Here is a 22,104-nt window from a genome sequence, read left to right as displayed (position 1 = left end):
TTTTTTGCTATCTTCACACATGGCTGATCCTCCTTGTATGGACGGTGACTTCAGACACCACCATCTTAACAACGCGAGGCTCTCAGCCACCCTATTTCCTCGCACTCCTTGCGGCTTAAGGTAGTGCCATGAAGGCCAGACCCGATTGGTTTCGAACAATGCGCACCCGAGATAGCGCTTGGCCATATCGACCGAGGATCTTAAAGGGCATCCAACCGAAGGACGCCCTCTCAGCCCGAACCAATAAGTCTCTGCGAAACAGGGATCGATGAAAGGATTAAACTCGCGCCCGATGCTCGTCACGGGACATCGGTTGGAGACTGCGCTCAGTTTGGGCTGGTCTTCGACTTGCATGCTTAGACCGCTCCTTCCGCCACAGGAAATGGGGCGCTAAGCGCCAATGACACCCATATTCTATGCTGTTATCTCACCGTATCAGTGGTTTGCGCAGATCCGACCCTGATTTGGATTTGACGCAACCCTTAACCGACTTTCTGAGATCCGCACCCTCTCCCCGATCAAAGGCGATCGCCGTATTCCTTTATCGCCACTGCTAGAGCTGCATCAAGCCAACGAGAGAAGGACTCGAATATCTCCTCCTCCTTCGTTTTATACGTGAAAACAAATGGCTCCAAGGAACACAGAAAAAAGTCTTGCGACACGGACTCTCTATCTTCCGAATCTTCGAAAGACTCCATTTGCGCAAAAGCTGTCACCTCCATGATTCCAGTGAGCTCGCGACCAACGTGATGAAACGATGTCACAAAGACGAGTCGCTCACGCTCGACCCGGATAGACGCCTTAGCAAAATAGTGTTCTTCCGAGAAATTGGCGAATTTTCCAGCCTCGTTCGCGGACTTCACAACCTCAAATTTGTACCAGTGTGCGTTCCCCTTATCTGTTCCACCTTCACTAATGCGTATGTCCGGGTCGGCTATCTCGGAGACTGGTACCTTGAGTTGTTGATAGGCATTTTCGAGTGCCCTACGTGCGCGCGCGCGAAGAGACACTGCAATGCTATTTACCTTCCGCAGTTCCGCGAACTTGACTTCGCGCCGTTTACCAAACTTCTCTGCGAGATTCTCAATTACGGCAGAAGTTAATGTTCGGTGGTGGGATGTCTCCGCATCCACATCCAAACTTAGAGCTTGGAGAATAGCTCCCCGTTCCAGTCTGGCGAAAAGCGAGGCTAGGGAAGCTAGATCACCAAAATCAGCAGACTCTAGTGCGCTAATGTATTCACCCCGGAGATCGCGATCAATGACGAGAGGCAGCAATTCTGCCCGCAAGAGAACTAGCGTCGTAAGCACACGAGCTACCCGGCCGTTTCCGTCTTGATAGGGATGTATTTGGGTGAAACGATGATGAAGCCACGTCGCGACGATGATTGGGTCCTCCGCAGAGTAATCGGAGAGCCATCCGAGCAGGTTCTCCATTTCCGCTTCGACGTGAATGGGCGGGCAATATTCATGGATAGTTCCATCAGGGCGCTTTGGATTGTTCGGCTGCTGCTTGAACTTTCCCTTGAGCAAGGGAATTTCATGCCGTTTTCCAAATTGATCAATTGCGGCAGTCGTGTCTTGATGCTGTGTAAGGATGACATGCAGTTCGTGAACGACAGACTTCGTAAGAGCCCGACTGCCCGCAACGCAGTCCATTACAAGCTGAATGGCCGCCTCCTGGTCTCGCAGTACGTCAATAAGATGTGACGGCTCAACATCTGTACTTGAGCGGGAGACAAGTTCCTCTACAAACCCACTCGCCACCAATGCCTCTGTCGTGCCCCGATCAAGATCGTAGAGTCGCTCCAGAATACCAGTCTCAATGCTTAATCTGCGGATCAATCGGTGAGTAAAATCCTTTAGACTAGTTTGGCTGGATTCCTCAAGGCGCCTCTTTGAGGCTTGCCAGGTCTCATACAGCGGCCGCATCGCAGCGAGGTCAATTCCTCGATCACGATCTGAAATTGGCTCGATTGCCTTCCAAGCACGGTTTGTCATTTTTTTCCTCTAAGGCTCTTCGGAATCTAAGCGTTGCTGAGGCACCATTCGCACATTTCCATTCCCACATCTAACGAGCGGACAGAACTGTCCAAACGATTCGGACAACACGGTTGTCATTCTTTAGCACATAACAGGTCTATTTAAATCTGGATCATCCCTCCCTGTCCAGCCGGCAAGTTCCCTTTGACAGATGACCCGCGCTAGAACCTGTCGTTGTCACGCAACTGCAAGTTGTTGATCTTGGTCTTGCGCAGCGTTTTCAAGAGGAGGTTTCGGAAGGAACGGAGCACCGGATACAGGATTCCGGACAGGCGTTTGGATCGGAAGATCCAGTAGTTGACCCGATTGAATACACCCGACGGGCTGCTCATCAAGGATAGGGCATGAATGGCGTCCGAACCGTAGTACAAGACGTCTTCGACTTTGAGCACCATGCCCTGGTCAATGTCGAGGCCCTGCGAAGTAATCTCGTTCATGACTGCACTGGCGTCACGCGCGTTGACTAACCGCAGCGTGCCGACCGATTCGCGAATGCGAACCATGCGGCAGTAAGCATCGCAGAGGGGGCACTCCTTGTCATAAACCAGAAGAATTTCGCGCGGAGTCACAGCCTGCCGTCTTGTAGCATGACGAAGCTAGCCGGCGCGCCACTTGGGATGCGTTCGTTTAGCAGACGCATCCAATTGCAATTCCATCAACTGTGAGGTCGCCGTTACACCCGAAACCTCCAGGAACCCGACGGAAACCGGCAGGCTGAACCGGCGCGGGCCGGCGCTGCCCGGATTGACGAAAAGCACCCCATCCCGCGACTCGGACCTGGGTTGATGCGAATGACCCGAGACGACGACCTGGAACCCCGCCGCTGCCGGGTCGAGATCCAGCTCGGCCAGGTCGTGAATGACGTAGATAACCGCGTCGCCTACTTGCAGCACTTCGGTTTCGCGGATGGTCGCCGCCCAGGGACCGTTGTCGTTGTTTCCCCGCACCGCGGTGACCGGCGCAATTTCAGCAAGCGCTCTGAGAATGTCAGGGTCGCCGATGTCGCCCGCGTGGACGATATAGTCGCTGCCCCTCAGCGACTCGATCGCCTCGGGCCGCAGGAGTCCATGAGTGTCGGAGATAAGACCAACTTTCAGCGTGCGCCCTCGTACTCGGAAATAACTTCCTTAGGCCGCGCCTGCGACAGCCAGAAGAAGCAGTACTTTTATCAGATTCATGACTCTGCCTGATGTGAATCGAATCCCCTGAATGCCGCTTATTCTGGCACTGCTCATGGTCAACAAGTAAATGATCGGAGACCGGGAGTTCACGATCCAGGAGCCGGATTCAGGCAGTCCCCATTTCCAGGTCCGCATCGCCCAAGGACGCTCGCGCCGCGCTATGCCGCTGTTGCCGCCTTGACCGGCATCGTTGGCTTGGGACCCGCGCCGCGCAGACTGACCAGCTTGCTCAGAAAGTCATACCAGAAGGGCCCGCCCAGGGACGCAGCCAGAGCCGTGATCAGCCAGCCGAGGATCTTGATTCCCCAGTGGCCGTGCGCCGACGCTTTCACGTCCTGCCAGCAGCGGCCAAGAACGTTGCTATTCGAATGAAATGGATCGGGACCCAGGCAGGAAAAGCCGATGGGTAGTTTGGCTTTTTCGAGCCCCTGAAGCGAAGTCATCAGGGCTTTGGTTTCCGCCTCGGTGGGTGGTCGCTGAAGCACCGGTGCCAGCACCACGTCGCCGACCTTGCCGGTCTCCACCGCCTGGGTAGCTTGGGATACCAGGGAGCTTCGCAACGAATCCGAACGCCACAGCGCCATCGAGATATCTATGGTGTCGACATTCAGCAGGACCGCTGCGACGACGCCGACCCAGAACAGGCAGTTCTGCGAATGCGCCCTGTACCATCCGCTCACGCGGTCCATGCTCGAGGAGTACCAACCCTCGATTTCCTTGAGGGCGGCGTCGTATTTTCCGTCGGCACGATCCAGCAAGGTCATCAGTACCCGTCCGATCGGCTCTCCTGCCTGGTTGTAGCGCACTGCCGCTTCGCGCAAGCCCGCGAATGAACGCGCCAGCGGCTGACTTCCCGGCACGAATCCCTGCGCGCGCTCACAAACGATATCCACCAGCGCGCTGGCGAACTGTTCAGGGGCAAGATAGGAAGGCGCCGATCCCTTTCCCGGTCTCTCCTTCCAGGTCGGGGCGATCAGCGGATGCCCGAGCAGCCGCAGGTAGATTTCCTCGCTGGAGAGCACCCGTCGCAGACCGATGCGCAGGAACTCGCCGCGCCGGCCGAGGCTCTGGGCGATCCATTCATTGACGCCCGCGCAGAAGGTGCAGAAGAGCATGTATACGAACGCAAGTCCGATACCGACTTCCAGAAGTCCCATGAGTGTCATGACGGCATTCTCCTCAACTGGTCAAGACGGAAAGATCGCGCACCGGCGCCGACGCCACCGAATCGGTGCGACCCGCCTGTGCCAGGTTGAACGGCCGGTACTGCAGGTCCGCGTTCCACTTCGCGCGTGCGCTTTCATCCACCTCCTGGTTCACGCCATCCTCCGCAACCAGCATGCGACGGTAGAAGCGCCCGCCCTTGAGTTTTCGCAGCAGGGCGTAAGCACCGTCGAGAAATTCCTTGTAGGAGTCGCGCACGGGTGAGAGGTATTCGCTGCCGTCCAGCCGGAACGCGCTCGGAAGATCGACGGCACACGGCGGTTGCGCCGCAAGCACAATGTCGCGGGTGAATCGCAGCCCCTGCCTGGCCGCCATTTCGGAAAGCCAGCGCAGCGGCCCTGCCGGAAGCAGATCGTCTTCGTAGCCACCGCCGACGTTCGCGTGCGCCCCCGGAAACCATCTCTGCCGCACTTCCTGGGTACCGATCGGATGCCGATGGCTCCACAGCACCACGTTGTAGTCTTCCCGGTTTTCGTCGATGGCAACGGCGTGGTAGGCATACTCGATGATACGGCCCAGCTTGGCGTCATGGAATTCGAACTGGCTGCGCGCAAACGGGCTGCCGCTACTCAAGTGGGGAATACCCAACGCTCCCACCGTATCCCAGACCCCGACGAATTTCACTTTGACGTTATGCGAGTTCTGCTGGCGAAACTCCTTGCAGGCGGGAGAGAGCCTGCCTTCGGCAACGCCGGGTGGCGTGGGTTCGCAGTAGAGTTTCCAGGCCTCCTTGACCAGATCGGTATCGGGGGTCGCGGGTCCACGCCATTCCGGCCGCGGCTTGAGCAGCCCGACGCGGTTCAGCAGCCCGCCAAGGCTTCTCGCGGTGAAGGCCCCGCGGGAAAATCCGAACAGGAAAATTTCGTCGCCCTTGGTGAAAACTTCCAAGTCCTTGTCACCAACGTCAACGATCGTCTGCGCCTGCTCACCGGGCTGATAGTTGTTGAGAAGCCAGCAATAACCCTGGAGGATATTGCGATCCAGCCCCCATCCCAATACCCCGCCCCGCAGCTTTTCACCCCAGGTCGAGCCCACGCCCTCATCATAGAATTTCAGCTGGTCGGCGCAGCCTGCATGCACATCGCCAACGGCACTGAAAAGACGCGACACGTTGGTCCTGCTCTTCATCGTATTCCACGTGCCGTCGAAACATAAGATCAGCTTCTTGTTTGCCATTACCGTCTCCTCCTGACGCAGGTGGTTCCAGCGTTTCCGTCGTGTCGATATGAACGCAAATCCTCTGGTGACTATGCCATGAGAATATACGCCAAAGGGGGACAGGAGCGTAAGGAGGAGATGGCCACCTGCGCCGGGAACCAGGTGGGGCGAGTTTGCAATCCAGCAGAAATCTTGACGAATCCCCGATTCCCCGCCATAAACGCGTTTCCACCCTGCAGCCAGCCTTACAGAGAATGAAAATCCCGATCCGTTATTCGATTTTTCCGAGCAATCCCGCAGCCCATTTATTCCAGGTCTCCTGCACGATCACCGATCCCGACCCGACCGGGCAGAAGTTTTCCCTGCCGACCTGGATCCCGGGCAGCTACCTGATCCGCGAATTCGCCAAACAGGTAGTGCGCATCCGCGCACAGAGCGGCCGCAAGTTGCTGCGCATGGTGAAGCTGGACAAGAACACCTGGCAGGTCGAACCGTTCGACGGACCGGTGACGGTGACGATGGAGGTCTACGCCTGGGATCTGTCGGTGCGCGGCGCACATCTGGACACCACGCATGCCTTCTTCAACGGCCCATCGGTTTTCCTCAAAGTCGATGAGCGCGAAGACGAGCCGGTCGAAGTCGAGATCCTGCCGCCGAAAGGCGCGAAGTACCGCAACTGGCGCATCGCCACGGCGATGAAGCGCAAAGGCGCCAAGCCCTATTCCTTCGGCACTTACGAAGCCGCCGGCTACGACGAGTTGATCGACCATCCGGTCGAGATCGGCACTTTCACGCTGGCGACGTTCAAGGCCTGCGGCGTGCAGCACGACATCGCCATCACCGGCCGGCATCGCACCGACATGCGGCGCCTTACACGCGACCTGAAGACGCTGTGCGAAACCCAGATCCGCTTCTTCGGTGAACCGGCGCCGATGGAGCGCTACGTGTTCCTGGTTACCGCGGTCGGCGACGGCTACGGTGGACTGGAGCATCGCGCCTCCACGGCGCTGCTCTGCGCACGCAACGACTTGCCGCACGAAGGAATGGACAAACCGAGCGGTGGCTATCGCACTTTTCTCGGGCTGGCCAGTCACGAGTACTTCCACACCTGGAACGTGAAGCGCATCAAGCCCGCCGCTTTCACGCCTTACGATCTGGACCGCGAGAACTACACCACGCTGCTGTGGGCCTTCGAAGGCTTCACGTCGTATTACGACGATCTGCTGCTGGTGCGATCGGGACTGATGTCGCGGAACACCTATCTCGACACGCTGGGCCGCAACGTCACGTCGCTGCTGCGCACCAGCGGGCGCAAGAAACAGACCGTCGCCGAATCGAGCTTCGACGCCTGGATCAAGTACTACCGCTCGGATGAAAACGCGCCGAATGCCGGGGTGAGCTACTACGGCAAGGGCGGCCTGATCGGGTTGAGCCTGGACCTGCTGATCCGCAACCAGACTGGCGGGCGCAAGTCGCTCGACGACGTGATGCGCGCGCTGTGGGGGCGCTACGGGATGAAAGGCATCGGCGTGCCTGAGGACGGCATCGAGAAGATCGCCGAACAGGTGACTGGCGTGAAGCTGAAGCGTTTCTTCGATCAGGCAGTTCGCTCGACCGCCGATCTGCCGCTGCAGAAGCTGCTCGTCACGGTCGGCGTGGACATTGCGCTGAGACCGCAGCGTTCAGAAGTGGACCGCCGCGAACGCAAACCGATGCGTGCGGAAAAGGCCGCCGATCGCAGCGTCGCGCTGGGCGTGCGCACCGGCACCGAGGGCGGCAACGTGCGCATCACGCATGTGCTCGACGGCGGCGCAGCGCAGAAATCCGGCCTCGCAGCCGGAGACGTCGTCATTGCGATGGATGGCCTGCGCGTCACGCCGGACAACTTCGAAAATCAGGTGTCGCGTTACCGGTCCGGCGAGACCGTCACGTTGCACGCGTTCCGCCGCGACGAGCTACACGTCCTGGATGTGACACTGTCCGCGGCGAAACCGGACGCATGGTCGCTGAGCGTCAACGAAGACAAAGCCGGCGCCCGCGCACGCAAGCGCTGGCTGGGAACTGACTAAACCTCTACACCCAACACAGAGGCGCAGAGAGCACAGAGGTCGCAGAGGAAAACAAGAGAAAGATAACGGGGAATTGAATAACAACACTGGTCACGATTGCGGTGGCCGTAAAGGTCGCTCATGTCCTTCTCAACCCCATATGCTTTTCTCTGTGCTCTCCGTGTTCTCTGTGCCTCTGTGTTGGGTGGAGAGCCTTAGAGAGAACTAGCCGTCGGTCGTACGGGGCCGCGTCACGACGCCGCCGGGCGATGATGTAGACGCTTTGTGCAGGAACGCACCCACCAGCACGGCGGAAATAAATACCCACGTCTCCCAACCGGGCGCCGCCAGCAAGGCGATCCCCGGTCCTGGACAGTAGCCGCTGATGCCCCAGCCGATGCCGAAGATCGCGGCGCCGACGACCAGCGGCCCGTCGACGACTCTGGCAACCGGCAGCTTGAACTTGTCTTCGAGCACCGGTGCCGGCCTGCGCAGGATGAAGCGGAACGCGACGACGGTGACGGCCACCGCGCCGCCGAGCACGAGCAACAAGCTCGGATCCCAATCGCCGGTGACATCCAGAAAGCCCAGCACCTTGCTCGCGTGCGTCATGCCGGACAAAGCCAATCCGAGGCCGAAAATCAACCCTGCGACGACGATGCTGATGTGCTTGCCCATCAGAAAACTCCGAACACGTGACGGACCGCGTAAGTCGTAACGATGCCGGTCACGAGAAAAATCAGCGTCGCGACCAGCGAGCGCACCGAAAGCCTGCCCAGTCCGCATACGCCGTGACCGCTGGTGCAGCCGCTGCCGAGCGAAGTACCGAATCCCACCAGCAAGCCGCCGATTCCCAACAGCCAGGCGGGAAAGTCGGGGCGCGCCGCAGGTGCGTGACCAAACAGGGCGTAGAAAACGCCGGCGCCTGTCACCAGCCCGCCCAGGAACAACAGGCGCCAGAGAACATCGCCGGGCTTCCATTCGAGGAGACCGCGCACAATGTTGCTGATGCCGGCAATGCGGCCGTTAAGCCAGAGCAGCAGCGTCGCAGCGCCACCGATCAGCACGCCGCCGACAAGAGCGCTGACGGGTGTGAAGTTTTCCATATCAATTCCACTTTAGGTGATGCGCTCACAGAATCGTGACGCCGCAGTCAATGCCAAGGATATCCCCTCTGGATGAATAGTGGAATCGATCGATCCCGTCGGAAGGTTTCTTTTGCTATTACGATAGATGCAGAAGATATATCCACTTCACGCTCCAGGTCTCCTTTTATATTCGTTGGAGATTGGAAGCGACGCCTTTCCGGTTGACGCGGGATCGCGCCAGCATGCAGCCGCTCTGTCAGGACGATATGAGGGGGAGCCAGTGCACGCCTATAACGCGAACGCTTCGCTGCCGCCGCATGCCTTGATAACAGCAGCAACAGTGGGAAGCAGGTTGAGGCCGGTATCCGCCTTCAGTTTCCCCGCGGAAATACGAAGCTTGTGGAAGGTCATGCGAATCGGGGTCCCCACCGCCGCAAGTACCACCGTGTTGGCATCGCACGGCGGCAGCACCAACACGCGACCATCGAATGCCTTGCGGATGGAATCGGCATTCGCCTTTGCACGCTTTCCCCGGCTAAGGAGATTGGTCACCATCATTCCGCCGTCGTTGAGCCTCGCCCGGCACAAACGATAGAACGGCGAGGTGTGGAGCTTGCCCGCGCGCCCCTTGGCATCGAATCCGTCGATCAGGATGAGATCGAACCGCCGACGCGAAGTCGCCATGCAGTTATAGCCGTCGCCGAGTTCGATCCGGAGACGCGCGGACTCTTCCGGCAGTCTGAAGAACTGCCATGCATTCAAGACGACCTCCGGGTCGATCTCGACCACTTCGAGTTTTACCCTGGGAAGGTTGCGGTGGAGGAATTTGGTGATCGACGCCGCTCCGAGCCCGATCTGCAGCACACTGCGCGGCCAGCCCCGGTCCGGGCGCATGAGCAGCGCCATCATCATTTCGCGCGTGTAGTCGAGTTCGAGCGACCACGGACGCGCAAGCCGCATTGCGCCCTGTATCCAGTGCGAGTTGAATTGCAGGTAGCGGACCCCCGCTTCCTCGCTGATCTTGATGGAAGGCATGCGAAACCGTGAAGGGTGAATGAGTGAAGGGGTGAAGGGTGAAACCGGAAGGCCGCAATACTAACCAATACTTACACCCAACAAAACCTACACCCAACGCAGCAGCGTTGGGTGTAGGTATTAGGTCCTCTGGGTTGGGTTGAGATTTCCTTTCCCGTCGATCAGCATCCACGCGCCCAGCGCGCTCATCAGCGACAGGCCGGCGCTCAGCAGCATGATCCAGCGGAAGCCGGCCACGAAGGACTCGCCCACCGCGAGCTTGATCGTTGCCGCGCTCGTTTCGCTGACGTTGGACGGAAGGACAACCCCGGCAAGCTTGTCCCGTTCGCCCTCGAGGAACAGCACGACTTCGCGGGAATCATCCATCGATTGGAGCTTCCCGTTCAGGCTGGACTCGAACACCCAGGCCATGACCATGCCGAAGACGGCGATCGCCAGTAGCGCCGCCGTCCTGGAAACGGCGTTATTCACGCCGGACGCGATGCCTGCCCGATCTGCACCGATTGCGTTCATGACCGTCGTGGTCAGCGGCGCCACGGTGACCGCCATGCCGAGACCCAATACGATGACGGCGGGGAAGAAAGTCCGCCAATAGTCGCTGCCGATTCCGGGCAACGCGAACAGCGCGAAACCGCCGGCGGCAATCGCGGGTCCCGCCACGAGCGGCAGCTTGGACCCGACGCGATCGATCAACCGTCCAGCCCAACGCGAGAGGACGAACATGATGAGGATGAACGGCAGCAGCGCCGCGCCCGCCGCAGTAGCCGAATACCCCTGGACCTGGATCAGATTCAACGGAAAGAAGAAAAGGCCACCGCCCAACGCCGCATACAGCCACAGCGTCAGCAAATTGGCGCCGGCAAAGTTGCGAATTCGAAACAAGGCCAGCGGAACCATGGGCGAGCGAACGCGCCGCTCCACCAACGCGAATAGCGCCATTGCCGCGCAACCGGTCAGCAGCGCCGTGAATACGGCAGCGGAGCCCCAGTGCCGGTTAGGCGCTTCGATGAATGCATAGACGATTCCGCCGAGACCGACGATGGCCAACAACGAACCCCAGCCGTCGAGCGCACGGGCGGCGATGCTGCGGCTTTCGGGAAGATGTCGCCAGCCGATAACCAGCACGACAATGGCCAGCGGAATGTTGATAAGAAACGCCCACTCCCAGGAATAATGATCCACCAGGAGTCCCCCGACGATGGGACCTACTGCCGCTGTGATGCCGCTGAAGCCGGACCAGGTGCCGATCGCCCGGCCGCGCTCCTGTTCCGGGAAAGACGCACTGATTAGCGCCAGGCTGCCTGGCACCAGCAAGGCCCCGCCGATGCCCTGCAGTCCTCGTGCCAGAATCAGCATGTGCACATCGCGGGACAGCGCGCAGCCGACCGAGGCTGCAGCGAAGATCGCGACTCCGATCATGAAGATCCTGCGCCGTCCGAAATGGTCGCCGAGCGCGCCGCCCACCAGCAACAACGACGCCAGGAACAAGGCGTACGATTCGACCACCCATTGCACTTCAGACGCAGTGGCGCGCAGATCGTGCTGGATGGACGGCAGCGCGACATTCACAATGGTGCCGTCGACGAACGCCATGCTCGAACCGATGATCGTCGCGGCAAGCACCCAGCGTTTGACCGATGGCGCACACGGCATCGCCGCATCTCCGTGCTGTATGAGTGCGTCGTCGCAAGGGGGTTTCCCGATCTGGGTCATTTCATTTAGTACCCGGGATGCCTGGCTGGTTCACGACGCTCGAGAAACAATCTGCGGTCGCGTGGTACAGGCGCTGAAGCTGCTGTGTTGGGTGAAGATTCTTTATACGACGCGCGAACGCAGTACCGTGCCCGTGCACTCGCCGAAGCCGATGCGCCGGAATCCATCGCGCTGGCAGAAGCCGCGCAGGGTCACCGAGTCGCCGTCTTCGAGCCAGGTTCGAGTCTCGCCGTTTGCGAGTCGCAACGGTCGCTTCCCGCCCTCATTGAGTTCGAGCATGGAGCCACCCTGCCCGGGCTGCGGCCCGGACATCGTGCCGGAGCCAAGCAAGTCGCCGCTTTGAAGATTGCAGCCGTTCACGGTGTGGTGCGCCACCAGTTGCGCGACAGTCCAGTACGCATCATTGAAGTTGGATTGCATCAGCCGTTCGCCCGCCTGTCCTTTTTTTCGCATCTTCTCTGTCTGCAGCCAGGCTTCCAGCCGGATGTCGATGGCGCCGGCGGCGCGGTTCGCGGGAGAATCGAGATAAGGCAACGGGTCCGGATCGCCTTGGGGCCGCGTGAACGGGCTGCGGAACGGCCGCAATGCGTCCATCGTGATGATCCATGGCGACAGGGTGCTCGCAAAGTTCTTGGCAAGAAAAGGCCCCAGCGGCTGGTACTCCCAGGCCTGGATATCGCGGGCACTCCAGTCGTTGAATAGCGCGAGGCCAAACACGCGCTCCTCCGCCTCGGTGATGGGCACCGTTTGCCCGAGCTGATTCGGCACGGCGATAAACGTGCCCAACTCCAATTCGAAATCCAGCCGGCGGGACGGACCGAAATCCGGTTTTTCCGCCTCCGCAGTCCTGGTCTGGCCGATCGGACGTTGAAACGCCTGTCCGCTGACGCCGATCGACGATGCGCGGCCGTGATAGCCGATCGGCACCCATTTATAGTTGGGCAGCAGCGGATTATCAGGGCGGAATTGCCTGCCCACCGTCATGGCGTGGTGCAGGCTGGTGTAGAAATCCGTGTAGTCGCCGATGTGGCAGGGTAGCCCCATTTCCGCCGCCGATTGCGGCAGTAGATGGGACTGCCAGGTGCCGCGTTGCGCGGCTCCGATGCGCAATCCATCGAACAGCGCAAATCGCGCCGCCCGACAAGCCGCACGGCCGAGCGCCATGAACTGGTTCATGTCGTTGCTCTGGACGATTCCGGCGCGCTGCAGGTCGAGCACCTGATCGCCGATCGCGACGCCGATGCGCCAATCGCTCTCGCCATTGCAGCGAAACCTGCCGAATGGCAGGTTCTGAATCGGGAAATCGGCGGCGGGATCGTTGGCCGATGCGACCCAACTCGTCACCGCCGGGTCATGCGTGTGATTGAGCGACGCACTCATCGCCGGCCCGGATCGAAATGGCGCTTCAGGCCCTGCCAGCAGCGGAAGTAGTCGCTCTGCAATTGGCCCGATTCGAGCGCGTAGCGCGTCGGGCGCAGCGCACATCGCGTCTCGAACATGAAGGCCATCGTGTCGCGGATGACATCCGGCTTCGAGAGATCGGCGCGGCTCGCCTTTTCGAACGTGTCGGCGTCCGGCCCATGCCCGCTCATGCTGTTGTGCAGACTCGCTCCGCCCGGCAAAAAGCCTTCGGCCTTGGCGTCGTAGGTTCCATGGATCAGCCCCATGAACTCACTGGCGATGTTGCGGTGAAACCAAGGTGGGCGGAACGTGTCCTGCATCGCGAGAATACGGGGCGGAAAAATCACGAAGTCGATTGTGCTGACGCCCGGCGTGTCCGAGGGCGAATGCAGCACGAGGAAGATAGACGGATCCGGATGGTCATAGCTGATCGATCCGATGGCGTTGAACCGCCGCAGGTCATATTTGTAGGGCGCGTAGTTGCCGTGCCAGGCGACGACGTCGATCGGCGAGTGATCCATCTGCGCGGACCACAAGTTGCCCATGAATTTTGCGACCAGTTCGTATGGACCATCGATGTCTTCATAGGACGCGACCGGCGTCAGGAAGTCGCGCGGGTTGGCCAGGCCGTTCGAACCCAGCGGACCGCGGTCGGGCAGGCGGAAATTGGCGCCGAAGTTCTCGCAGATGTAGCCGCGTGCCTCGCCGTCGGTCAACTCGACGCGAAAGCGCACGCCGCGCGGGATCACGACGATCTCCTGCGGCTCGGCTTCAATTACGCCAAGCTCGGTGACGAAGCGAAGCCTGCCCTGCTGCGGCACGATCAGCAGCTCGCCGTCGGCGTTGTAGAACGCCCGGCGGGTCATCGACCGGTTGGCTGCATACAGGTGCACGCCCGCGCCGCTTTGCGCATGCGGATCGCCGGTGCCCGCCATCGTAACCATTCCCTCGACGAAGTCCGTCGCCGTGGAAGGCATCGGCATCGGGTTCCAGCGCAACTGGTTGGGCGAGGTGGGCAGCGCACTGAAGTCGCTGGTAATCGAACCGGCATCGATGCGCTCGAACGGCTTGTGCATCGCCGACGGGCGAATACGATAGAGCCACGAACGGCGATTGTCGCCGCGCAATGCGGTAAAGGCGCTGCCCGACAGTTGCTCGGCGTACAACCCATACGGACAGCGCTGAGGCGAATTGCGGCCCACCGGCAGTGCATCCGGCAGCGCCTCGGTGGCGAACTCGTTGCCGAAGCCCGAAAGATACGCGGCGTCCATTGAGTTACTCCGTCTTCAGCACGCCGCGACGCATCTGATCGAGCTCCATGCTCTCGAACAAGGCCTTGAAGTTGCCTTCGCCGAATCCCTGGTCGCCCTTGCGCTGGATGAACTCGAAGAAAATCGGACCGAGCTGATTCTCGCTGAAGATCTGCAGCAGCAGTTCGCCGGGCTTCCCGTCCAGCAGGATCTTGCGCGCCTTCAGCGCCGCGACGTCCTCGCCATGACCCGGGATGCGCTTGTCGAGAAGCTCGTAGTACGTGTCGATCGTATCGAGCAACTGCACACCGCTGGCACGCAACGCATCCACTGTATTGAGAAGATCGCCCGACCCCATGGCGATGTGCTGGATGCCCTCGCCCCGGTATCGCTCCAGATACTCCGTGATCTGTCCCGCCGTTTGATTGCCCTCTTCGTTGATCGGGATGCGAATCTTGCCGCACGGACTCGTCAGCGCCTTGCTTTTGACGCCGGTCACCTGGCCCTCGATGTCGAAATAGCGGATCTCCCTGAAGTTGAAAAGGCGTTCGTAGAACTCCACCCACTCGGCCATGCGGCCGCGATGCACATTGTGCGTGAGGTGGTCGATATACTGCAGGCCGTTGCCAAAGGGGTTCAACTCAGCTCCGGGCAGCGGCACGAAGTCGACATCGAAGAAGCCGATGTTTGCGATGTCCCCATCTTTTGCGCCGTCCTTTCCGCGCCAGCGGTCCACCAGGTAGATCAGCGAGTCGCCGATGCCCTTGATGGCTGGAATATTCAGCTCGCCCGGGCCTGCCTGGCCGGCGTAACCCCAGGCACCAAGCGACACCGCGCGCTGATACGCTGCCCTGGCATCCTGCACCCGGAAGGCGATCGCGCACACGCTGGGTCCATGAAGGCGCGCGAAACGCTGCGCGAACGAATCGGGCTCGGCATTCAGTATGAAATTTATTTCGCCCTGGCGATAGAGCGTGACGTTTTTGTGGCGGTGCCTGGCGATGGGCTTGAAACCCATGCGTTCGAACACCGCGGCCATGGCGGCCGGATCGGGCGCGGCATATTCGATGAACTCGAAACCGTCGGTGCCCATGGGGTTTTCCCATGCGGAGGGAGTCTTGATCTGCACTGGATGCTCCTGCCTGGAGGCTATTGCCGGATGCAAATTATGAACGTATCAATGGGCAATTTGTGTTCGTTCCATAGCCCCAAAAGCAGTTGTAGTGCACAATAAACGCATGGATTCCGATTCGAACGACGATTTGTTGCTGGACCGCTTCGATGTCCGGTTGCTGGACGCCTTGCAGAAAAACGCCCAAGCGACAAACCAGGAGCTGGGTGTCCAGGTGCACCTGTCCGCGTCGCAGGTCAGCCGGCGCGTCCAGCGACTCGAATCAGCGGGATTTATCCAACAGCATGTCGTCCTGCTCGATCCCACCCTCGTCGGACTTCACGTGCGCGCCTTTACCTATGTCACTCTCGCGCGGCACGGCGGTGAGGAAGGTCTGGGGTTCGAGCGTGATGTCGCCGCCTTTCCCGAGGTACTCGACTGTTACGCGGTAACGGGAGAGTCCGACTATATATTGCACATCGTCGCGCCCAGCCTTACTGAATTCTCGGAGTCGGTACTGAAGAAGTTGATCCGGCTGCGCGGCGTGGCCCATGTTCGTTCCAATATCGTTCTCGATCGCATCAAATCGACTACGCAATTGCCGCTAAGCCAGATCGGTCGCCGGCAGGGTCCATCACGTCTGGTTCGTTTGGTGGAGCGCGTCAATCAGGAAGTGTCTTAGGGCGAGTTGATTTAAAGAATCAGATCGCCATTCTTTCGGCCGCGCTCGTTACGCCGGGGGCTTGCCGTCGGGCCATACCGGGCTTTGTGCCAGTTCCTCCCAGGCAATCGGCGCACGGCATTGACGCTCCGCTTTCTCGGGATCGATGTTCGCATTCCACTGCGCTGCGACGTAGCGATTGCCGTTGATTCGATTCGCGGTATCGGAACACAGCCATACGATCGGCGGCGCCATGACCGCGGGCGGGATCAGGTTCTCGCGCTCGAATCCCGATTCCGCCGGCACCATGGGCGTGTCGGCCGGCCCGCCGGGAACCACCACGTTGACCGTTACGCCACTGCCTTCGAATTCCTTGGCGTGCGCGGCGCTCATTGCCTCGACGCCGGCCTTGCAAGGACCATAGGGCTGGAATCCGCCACGCAGCATCGTGAAGAAGCTGGTGGTGACGTTGATGATCCGGCCCCAGCGCTGGTCCAGCAGGTGCCCGATCGCCGCCCGCGTCATGTTCCACGCGCCCGAGAAATTCACGGCCACGAAACGCTGCCACATCTCGGGCGCGATCTCGCGAATATCAACGAGTCTGACCATGTGATCCGGGCGGATGATGCTCATGCCCAACGCGCCGTTATTGATCAGAATGTGCAGGCCGGCAAGCTTGTCGAGGGTGTTGGCCACGGCATCCTCGCAGGCCGCGTAATCGGCGATGTCCGCAACCTGCACCGCGAAGCGTCTCCTGGCTTCGTCGGGCAGGCTGTCCTGCAGCGCACGGAGCCCGCCGCGATTGACGTCGAGCGCCATCACATTTGCGCCTTGGGCGAGGAGCGCCCGCACCAGCACGATCCCGAAGCCGCCCGCCGCCCCCGTCACGAGGGCCGTTTTTCCTTGCAAGCGTCCGCTCATCTGCCGCCTCCCCCGTAATGGAGAAAATCAACCGCCGAGGTATGCCTTTCTCACCTCGGCATTGCGTGCCAGTTCCGCACCGGTGCCGCAGAGCTTGACGCGACCGTTTTCGAGCACGTAAGCATGATCGGCGAGATCCAGCGCGACCGAGGCCATCTGTTCCACCAGCACGATCGTGGCGCCCTCGTTCTTCAAACCGCGGATGGTTTGGGCAATGTTCTGGATGATCAACGGCGCGAGGCCCATGGACGGTTCATCCATCAAGATAAGCTTCGGCTCGAGCATCAGACCGCGCGAAATGGCAAGCATCTGCTGCTCGCCGCCGGAAAGCGTGCCCGCAAGTTGCATCCGGCGGGTGCGCAGGACGGGAAACCGGTCGAGCTCGCGCTCCACGATCTCCCTGACGCGATCGCGCTGCCCGGGCAATCTGATGTACGCGCCTAACAGCAGATTGTCCTCGACGGTCTGATCCGCAAAGATCTGACGGCCTTCCAGGATGTGGGCGATGCCCAGCCTGGTAATTGCATGAGGCGCAAGTCCCGATATCTTCCGGCCGGCCAGAAAGATGCCGCCGCCGGTGATCGGCGCAAGCCCCGAGATCGCCATCAGCGTCGACGTCTTGCCGGCTCCGTTCGAGCCGATGATCGCCGTGACCTCGCCGCTGCGCGCCTCGAGGTCGATGCCTCGCAGCGCCTCCACATGGCCATAGGTCACGGACAAGCCGCGAATGCTAAGCATCGGCCGCCACCGCATCGGTCCCGACGGTCGTGCCCAGATAGGCTTCGATGACCTTCGGGTCGCGTTGCATCTGCACCCCGCTGCCTTCCGCTATCTTCTCTCCGAAGTCGAGCACCGAGATCACGTCGGACACCCCCATGATCAGCTCCATGTGATGCTCGATGACGAGCAGCGTGACGCCGGCATCCTTGATCCTGCCGATAAGTCGCGCGAGCTGCTGCAGCTCGGTCGGGTTGACGCCCGCGGCCGGCTCGTCGAGCATCAGCAGCAGCGGCCGCACCGCGAGGGCGCGCGCGATCTCCAGCAGGCGCTGCTGCCCATAGGAAAGCTTGCTCGCCTGGTCATGTGCCCGATCCGACAGGCCAACGAATTCCAGGAGTCCCGCCGCCTTGCGCCGGCAAGCGTCTTCCTCCTCGATGGCGCCGCGCGTTTGCAGCAGATGGGCCCAGAAGCCGGCCTTGAGCTGCAGATGAAATCCGACCATGACGTTTTCCAGAACGGTCAATTCGGTAAACAACCGAATGGTCTGGAAGGTGCGGGTCATGCCGATTCGCGCCATGCGATGCGGGGCGAGCCTTTCGATCGCCGCGCCATCGAACTCGATGCGTCCGGCGCTGGGCCGATACAGCCCGGTGACCACGTTGACCAGCGTGCTCTTTCCCGAGCCGTTGGGACCGATCAGGCCGTGCACCGTGCCCGGCATGATCAGGAGATCGACTTCGTTCAAGGCGCGAATACCACCGAAGCTTTTGGTCAATCCTCTTACCGCCAGCAGCGGCGCTTCCCGCGTTCGCGGCCGCGCAATGTCGAGTGGGGTGCGATCCGGGACGATCTGCTCGGGCGCCGCCGCGAAGCGCTTCAGAAAGGCCAATTGCCGCAGGCTGCCGACAATGCCTTTCGGCAGGAACACGATGGTCACCAGGATGATCGTGCCGTACACGTAGAGCTGATATTCCCGCAGCGTCGCGAAGACAGTCGGGACGAGATTGAGGATGAGGCTTCCCACGAGCGGGCCGAATGCGGTGCCGCTGCCGCCCATCAGCACCGAGGCCAGCAGCGAGACGGAAAAGGCGAACACGAAGGAATCGCTGTTGATGAAGCCGTTCTGGTGGGCGAAGAAAACGCCGCCGATGCCCGCGCAGACCGAACTCAGTACGAAGGCCATGACCTTGTACCGGTACACGCTGATGCCGACGGATTCGGCGGCAACTTCGCTGCCCTGCACGGCGCGCAGCGTGCGCCCGATCCGCGAACGGAGCAGGTTCATGGCCAACAACTGGCAGACGAGCGCCACGGCGCCGAGCAGCCAGAAGTATTCGGTCGCGGTCATCTCCCTGCCGTTGGGCAGCGTGGGCGCGGGGATGGACATGATTCCCATCGGACCGCCGGTCAGGCTCCAGCGGTTCGCCGTCACCTCGGCCATGAAGCCGAAGGCGATCGTCACGACCGCGAGGTACGGGCCCTTGGCGCGCAGCGACGGCAGCGCCAGCAGCGCGCCGAAGATCCCTGCAAGCGCGACGCCGAGCGGCGCGCTGATCCAGAACGGCACAGCGAGCTTTGTGGCAAGCAGCGCGGTCGTGTAGGCACCCACCGCGTAAAGGCCGGCATGCCCGAGCGATATCTGGCCGGTCCAGCCAACCAGGATGTCGAGCCCGAGCGCCACGATGAAGAGAAACCCGAGGGACTGCAGGACCAGGATGAAAAACGGATCGTTCAGCACGATCGGCAACAGGACGATCGCCGCAATGGCGGCGGCCGTAAGCACATAGTGCTTCGGGCCGGCAAACGCGAAGATCGGCAGCCGCATCTCAGACCTTCGTGATGTCCTTGCGCCCCATGAGGCCGGTGGGGCGGACAGCCAGGAACAACAGCACCGCGAGGAAGGTGATGCCTTCCTTGATGTTCGAGTTGATGAGTCCGAAGACTTGCTCGAGCAGGCCGATGGTCAGCCCGCCGATCAGGATCCCGATCGGATGCTCGAGGCCGCCGAAGATCGCCGCGGCGAAGGCCTTGATGCCCGGCACCGTCCCCATGTAGGCCCAAGCGAAGGTGATCGGCGCGACCAGCACGCCGCCGAGCCCCGCGAGCGCGGAGGAAAGCACGAACGCCAGGACGATCATCCGCTTGACGTTGATCCCCATCACCGCCGCGGCATTGCGGTTGAACGCCACCGCCATCAATGCCTTGCCCAGAACGGCGCGCCTGAGGAATACCTGGACCGCGAACACGGTACCGATCGCGGCCACGATGACGAACAGCTCCTGCGGAAAGATTCCCGCCCGCCCGATGCGTATCACCTGCGAGCCGAAGGGAGACGGAAACTTGATCTGCTCCGGCCCCCAGATCTGCACCGCCGCGTTCTTGAGGATGATGCTGATCGCCACGGTACTCAGCACCCAGCTTAACGACAGCGCATGGCGCATCACCGGGCGGATCGCCACCCGCTCGAGTCCGACGCCCATGAGCGCCGTGACCGCAACGGCAATGAAGACCGCCGCCGCATAAGGCAGGCCGAGGGTTACGTAGGCAGTCAATCCGAGCAGCGCACCGGCCATCAGGAACTCGCCCTGCCCGAAGTTCAGCGCTCCGGTGGTGACGTAGGTGATGTAGTAGCCCTGGGCAATCAGGGCGTAGATACTGCCGATCGACAACCCGCTCACGATCGCCTGCCAGAGCTTGACGCCGATCGTCTCCATGCCCCCTCCCCCTCAAGAGTTCCGCTCGCGGTGCTTGCGCCGCGAGCCGGTCCGGCTGCCCAGCGCTGCCTAGTCGGCGCGCACCAATCTACCGTTTCGCCATATCGCCAGAAAACCGCTGTCGCGCCCGAGCGCTTCGTGATTCTCTTTGCTGAAGGGATGCGGCTTCATCTGGGTCAACGCGTCGTTGAAGGCGTCGATCTGTTCCAGGGCGTCGCGGATCTTGACCGGGTCCGGCCCCACCATATCGAGCGCGCGCAGCACCAGCCGCATGCCGTCGAAGGTCTGTGCCGTGGCCACCGGGAAGAAATCGCCGCCCTGGTCCTTGTACTCCTGCTCGATCCTGGCGTGGAAAGCCTTGGCCCTGTCGCTGTGATCGATCGTGTAGGAGGTCACCGCCATCACGCCTTCGACGACATCTTTGCCGCCCAGCTTCAGGAAATTCGGCGCGGTCAGCCCCCAGGTCCCGGTCCAGGGCAGGCGCAGATCGATTTTCTGCATGCTCTTCGCGAGCTGCACGCCGGCTGGCGCGAGCGAGTAAGCGATGATGAAATCGACATTGGCGTCTCTCATCTTGGTAAGTTGCGCCGTCATGTCGGTATCGTTCTGGTCGAAGACCTCGGGCCCCGCTACGATATCGAGCTTGGCATCCTTGAGCTGGCGCAGCGCCGTATCGCGGCCGCTCTGCCCCCATCCCGTCGAATCGTGCATCAGGCCGATGCGCCGATGCTTCTTCTTCACAATGTGGTCCACCATGAACGAGGTCTGGTAACCGTCATTCAGGGAGACGCGGAAGATGTAACTCTTGGGTGCGCTCTGGTAGCGCTGGATGATGGGTTCCGCAGTGGCGATGGTGTCCACCAGCGCAATCTGGTTTTTCTGCGCGATGTCGATGATCGCGAGCGCAACCCCGGAATTGACGGGACCGATGATTGCGAAGACCTTGTCGCGCGTGATCAGGCGGGTGACGTTCTCCACTCCTTTGGCGGGCTTGGTCTCGTCATCGTAGATGACGGCTTCCACCTTCTGCCCCTTGTAGCCGCCCTTGGCGTTGTAATCCTTGAGCGCGAGAAGCGCGCCGTTCTGCGCCGCCTTGCCGTAGTCCTCGGTTCCGCCGGTCAGGGACAAGTCGACGCCGACCTTCAGGTCGGCGGCGTGGATCGAACCGCCTACAAAGATCGACGCCGCCACACTCAACCCAATCGCTGCAATCTGCAATCGCTTCTGCTTATGCGTCATATTGGCCTCCTCCTTGCTTGGGATTTAGATGCGTGCGAGCGCTTTCCTTGAACGGATTGTTCGGGACCAGTGGATCAAGAATAGGTGAATTCCTCGATGAAGTACAACGCCAGCCTCTTCCACTGGCATAAGAGGCCAGGGGAAACTACGATTTAAAATTCGCTACCCATCACGACACCGTCGTCTTTAACGACGACCGGAATCGGCATAAGGCTCGCACCCTCGCAAGGACCGTCGAAGCACATGCCATCCGCGATGCGATACATCGCGCCGTGGTGCGCGCACATCAGCACCTCCCCATCGAGGATATGGAACACGTCGGGCTCGTAGTTCAGCGGGATGTGGACGTGCGCACAGCGATTGCGATAGGCGCGCACGCCTTCACCTGAACGCAGCAGCAGAACGCGGAAGCTGTCGTAGCCTTCGCCGAATACCACTTCCTTCGCGCCTTTGTCCGGGATTTCCGCCAGCATGCAAAGTGCAGTCCCTTCCGTTGGCGCAAAGGGCAGTTCCTTCCAGTCGCTCATCTACTGCTCACAGCCAAATATAACCACGATTGCCTTTTCTTCTCCTCGTGCCTTCGTGTCTTCATGGTCAC

20 protein-coding genes are annotated in these 22,104 nt (G+C 60.7%); 2 read left to right on the top strand and 18 right to left on the bottom strand.

From position 1 onward, the window contains the following. Window positions 1-518 precede the first annotated feature (518 nt). From HY067_05400 to HY067_05380, 5 genes are all read right to left on the bottom strand, one after another. Complete coding sequence (locus HY067_05400) at window positions 519-2,000, bottom strand: Fic family protein (GenBank protein MBI3527387.1); 1,482 nt, start codon at window positions 1,998-2,000, stop codon at window positions 519-521. Between the two features lie 203 nt (window positions 2,001-2,203). Beyond that, on the bottom strand, window positions 2,204-2,611 hold the full coding sequence (locus tag HY067_05395) for a DUF393 domain-containing protein (GenBank protein ID MBI3527386.1): 408 nt from the start codon (window positions 2,609-2,611) through the stop codon (window positions 2,204-2,206). A 27-nt stretch (window positions 2,612-2,638) separates the two neighbouring features. Further along, the gene (locus tag HY067_05390; protein ID MBI3527385.1) at window positions 2,639-3,139 is read right to left on the bottom strand and encodes a metallophosphoesterase family protein; all 501 of its coding nucleotides are present in this window, start codon (window positions 3,137-3,139) and stop codon (window positions 2,639-2,641) included. Between the two features lie 242 nt (window positions 3,140-3,381). Beyond that, entirely contained in the window at window positions 3,382-4,389 is a 1,008-nt protein-coding gene (locus tag HY067_05385; protein ID MBI3527384.1) for a hypothetical protein, read from the bottom strand. Window positions 4,390-4,402: 13 nt separating this feature from the next. Continuing rightward, window positions 4,403-5,623 carry a DUF2235 domain-containing protein gene (locus HY067_05380; GenBank protein ID MBI3527383.1) on the bottom strand — a complete coding sequence of 407 codons (1,221 nt, stop codon included), beginning with the start codon at window positions 5,621-5,623 and terminating at the stop codon, window positions 4,403-4,405. A gap of 236 nt (window positions 5,624-5,859) precedes the next feature. Between HY067_05380 and HY067_05375 the strand changes: the two genes are divergently transcribed. After that, window positions 5,860-7,674, top strand: coding sequence for a M61 family metallopeptidase (locus tag HY067_05375; GenBank protein ID MBI3527382.1), 1,815 nt, complete (start codon window positions 5,860-5,862; stop codon window positions 7,672-7,674). 204 nt (window positions 7,675-7,878) lie between these two features. On the opposite strand, the gene HY067_05370 is transcribed toward HY067_05375, so the two are convergent. The 7 genes from HY067_05370 to hppD form a co-directional block, all read right to left on the bottom strand. Then, window positions 7,879-8,331 (bottom strand): YeeE/YedE family protein, encoded by a 453-nt coding sequence (locus HY067_05370; GenBank protein ID MBI3527381.1) that lies wholly within the window; start codon window positions 8,329-8,331, stop codon window positions 7,879-7,881. Next, on the bottom strand, window positions 8,331-8,759 hold the full coding sequence (locus HY067_05365) for a YeeE/YedE family protein (GenBank protein ID MBI3527380.1): 429 nt from the start codon (window positions 8,757-8,759) through the stop codon (window positions 8,331-8,333). Before HY067_05365 ends, HY067_05370 begins: the two co-directional genes overlap by 1 nt. A gap of 270 nt (window positions 8,760-9,029) precedes the next feature. Further along, window positions 9,030-9,776: a fused MFS/spermidine synthase gene (locus HY067_05360; GenBank protein MBI3527379.1), complete on the bottom strand. Its 747-nt coding sequence runs from the start codon at window positions 9,774-9,776 to the stop codon at window positions 9,030-9,032. A gap of 120 nt (window positions 9,777-9,896) precedes the next feature. Beyond that, entirely contained in the window at window positions 9,897-11,489 is a 1,593-nt protein-coding gene (locus HY067_05355; protein ID MBI3527378.1) for an MFS transporter, read from the bottom strand. 102 nt (window positions 11,490-11,591) lie between these two features. Further along, window positions 11,592-12,869 (bottom strand): fumarylacetoacetase, encoded by a 1,278-nt coding sequence (fahA, locus tag HY067_05350; protein ID MBI3527377.1) that lies wholly within the window; start codon window positions 12,867-12,869, stop codon window positions 11,592-11,594. After that, window positions 12,866-14,161, bottom strand: a complete 1,296-nt coding sequence (locus tag HY067_05345; protein ID MBI3527376.1) for a homogentisate 1,2-dioxygenase — start codon at window positions 14,159-14,161, stop codon at window positions 12,866-12,868. Before HY067_05345 ends, fahA begins: the two co-directional genes overlap by 4 nt. Before the next feature lie 4 nt (window positions 14,162-14,165). Next, window positions 14,166-15,233 carry a 4-hydroxyphenylpyruvate dioxygenase gene (gene hppD, locus HY067_05340; GenBank protein MBI3527375.1) on the bottom strand — a complete coding sequence of 356 codons (1,068 nt, stop codon included), beginning with the start codon at window positions 15,231-15,233 and terminating at the stop codon, window positions 14,166-14,168. Between the two features lie 145 nt (window positions 15,234-15,378). Between hppD and HY067_05335 the strand changes: the two genes are divergently transcribed. Beyond that, window positions 15,379-15,933 (top strand): Lrp/AsnC family transcriptional regulator, encoded by a 555-nt coding sequence (locus tag HY067_05335; GenBank protein MBI3527374.1) that lies wholly within the window; start codon window positions 15,379-15,381, stop codon window positions 15,931-15,933. A 48-nt stretch (window positions 15,934-15,981) separates the two neighbouring features. Here the strand turns inward: HY067_05335 and HY067_05330 are convergent, their stop codons facing one another. The 6 genes from HY067_05330 to HY067_05305 all read right to left on the bottom strand — a co-directional run bounded on the left by HY067_05330 (window position 15,982) and on the right by HY067_05305 (window position 22,033). Further along, a complete protein-coding gene (locus tag HY067_05330; GenBank protein ID MBI3527373.1) occupies window positions 15,982-16,833 on the bottom strand; it encodes an SDR family oxidoreductase in 852 nt (283 codons plus the stop codon). Window positions 16,834-16,860: 27 nt separating this feature from the next. Continuing rightward, on the bottom strand, window positions 16,861-17,571 hold the full coding sequence (locus HY067_05325) for an ABC transporter ATP-binding protein (GenBank protein MBI3527372.1): 711 nt from the start codon (window positions 17,569-17,571) through the stop codon (window positions 16,861-16,863). Continuing rightward, window positions 17,564-19,378: a branched-chain amino acid ABC transporter ATP-binding protein/permease gene (locus tag HY067_05320; protein MBI3527371.1), complete on the bottom strand. Its 1,815-nt coding sequence runs from the start codon at window positions 19,376-19,378 to the stop codon at window positions 17,564-17,566. Before HY067_05320 ends, HY067_05325 begins: the two co-directional genes overlap by 8 nt. Before the next feature lies 1 nt (window position 19,379). Continuing rightward, on the bottom strand, window positions 19,380-20,267 hold the full coding sequence (locus HY067_05315; protein MBI3527370.1) for a branched-chain amino acid ABC transporter permease: 888 nt from the start codon (window positions 20,265-20,267) through the stop codon (window positions 19,380-19,382). A gap of 69 nt (window positions 20,268-20,336) precedes the next feature. Then, window positions 20,337-21,506 (bottom strand): ABC transporter substrate-binding protein, encoded by a 1,170-nt coding sequence (locus HY067_05310; protein ID MBI3527369.1) that lies wholly within the window; start codon window positions 21,504-21,506, stop codon window positions 20,337-20,339. A gap of 152 nt (window positions 21,507-21,658) precedes the next feature. Continuing rightward, window positions 21,659-22,033, bottom strand: a complete 375-nt coding sequence (locus HY067_05305; GenBank protein MBI3527368.1) for a Rieske 2Fe-2S domain-containing protein — start codon at window positions 22,031-22,033, stop codon at window positions 21,659-21,661. Between the last annotated feature and the right edge of the window lie 71 nt (window positions 22,034-22,104).

The sequence above is a fragment of the Betaproteobacteria bacterium genome (genome assembly GCA_016194905.1).
Taxonomy (GTDB): domain Bacteria; phylum Pseudomonadota; class Gammaproteobacteria; order Burkholderiales; family JACQAP01; genus JACQAP01.
Note: the sequence above shows the minus strand (reverse complement) of the source record. Positions and strands in the feature narration are given on the sequence as shown.

Coding starts and splice junctions, on each gene's coding strand:
- HY067_05345 (MBI3527376.1), bottom strand. CDS start 14,161: ATGGACGCCGCGTATCTTTCGGGCTTCGGCAACGAGTTCGCCACCGAG.
- HY067_05360 (MBI3527379.1), bottom strand. CDS start 9,776: ATGCCTTCCATCAAGATCAGCGAGGAAGCGGGGGTCCGCTACCTGCAA.
- HY067_05335 (MBI3527374.1), top strand. CDS start 15,379: ATGGATTCCGATTCGAACGACGATTTGTTGCTGGACCGCTTCGATGTC.
- HY067_05330 (MBI3527373.1), bottom strand. CDS start 16,833: ATGAGCGGACGCTTGCAAGGAAAAACGGCCCTCGTGACGGGGGCGGCG.
- hppD (MBI3527375.1), bottom strand. CDS start 15,233: ATGGGCACCGACGGTTTCGAGTTCATCGAATATGCCGCGCCCGATCCG.
- HY067_05315 (MBI3527370.1), bottom strand. CDS start 20,267: ATGGAGACGATCGGCGTCAAGCTCTGGCAGGCGATCGTGAGCGGGTTG.
- HY067_05385 (MBI3527384.1), bottom strand. CDS start 4,389: ATGACACTCATGGGACTTCTGGAAGTCGGTATCGGACTTGCGTTCGTA.
- HY067_05380 (MBI3527383.1), bottom strand. CDS start 5,623: ATGGCAAACAAGAAGCTGATCTTATGTTTCGACGGCACGTGGAATACG.
- HY067_05355 (MBI3527378.1), bottom strand. CDS start 11,489: ATGACCCAGATCGGGAAACCCCCTTGCGACGACGCACTCATACAGCAC.
- HY067_05320 (MBI3527371.1), bottom strand. CDS start 19,378: ATGCGGCTGCCGATCTTCGCGTTTGCCGGCCCGAAGCACTATGTGCTT.
- HY067_05370 (MBI3527381.1), bottom strand. CDS start 8,331: ATGGGCAAGCACATCAGCATCGTCGTCGCAGGGTTGATTTTCGGCCTC.
- fahA (MBI3527377.1), bottom strand. CDS start 12,869: ATGAGTGCGTCGCTCAATCACACGCATGACCCGGCGGTGACGAGTTGG.
- HY067_05365 (MBI3527380.1), bottom strand. CDS start 8,759: ATGGAAAACTTCACACCCGTCAGCGCTCTTGTCGGCGGCGTGCTGATC.
- HY067_05310 (MBI3527369.1), bottom strand. CDS start 21,506: ATGACGCATAAGCAGAAGCGATTGCAGATTGCAGCGATTGGGTTGAGT.
- HY067_05325 (MBI3527372.1), bottom strand. CDS start 17,571: ATGCTTAGCATTCGCGGCTTGTCCGTGACCTATGGCCATGTGGAGGCG.
- HY067_05375 (MBI3527382.1), top strand. CDS start 5,860: ATGAAAATCCCGATCCGTTATTCGATTTTTCCGAGCAATCCCGCAGCC.
- HY067_05305 (MBI3527368.1), bottom strand. CDS start 22,033: ATGAGCGACTGGAAGGAACTGCCCTTTGCGCCAACGGAAGGGACTGCA.
- HY067_05400 (MBI3527387.1), bottom strand. CDS start 2,000: ATGACAAACCGTGCTTGGAAGGCAATCGAGCCAATTTCAGATCGTGAT.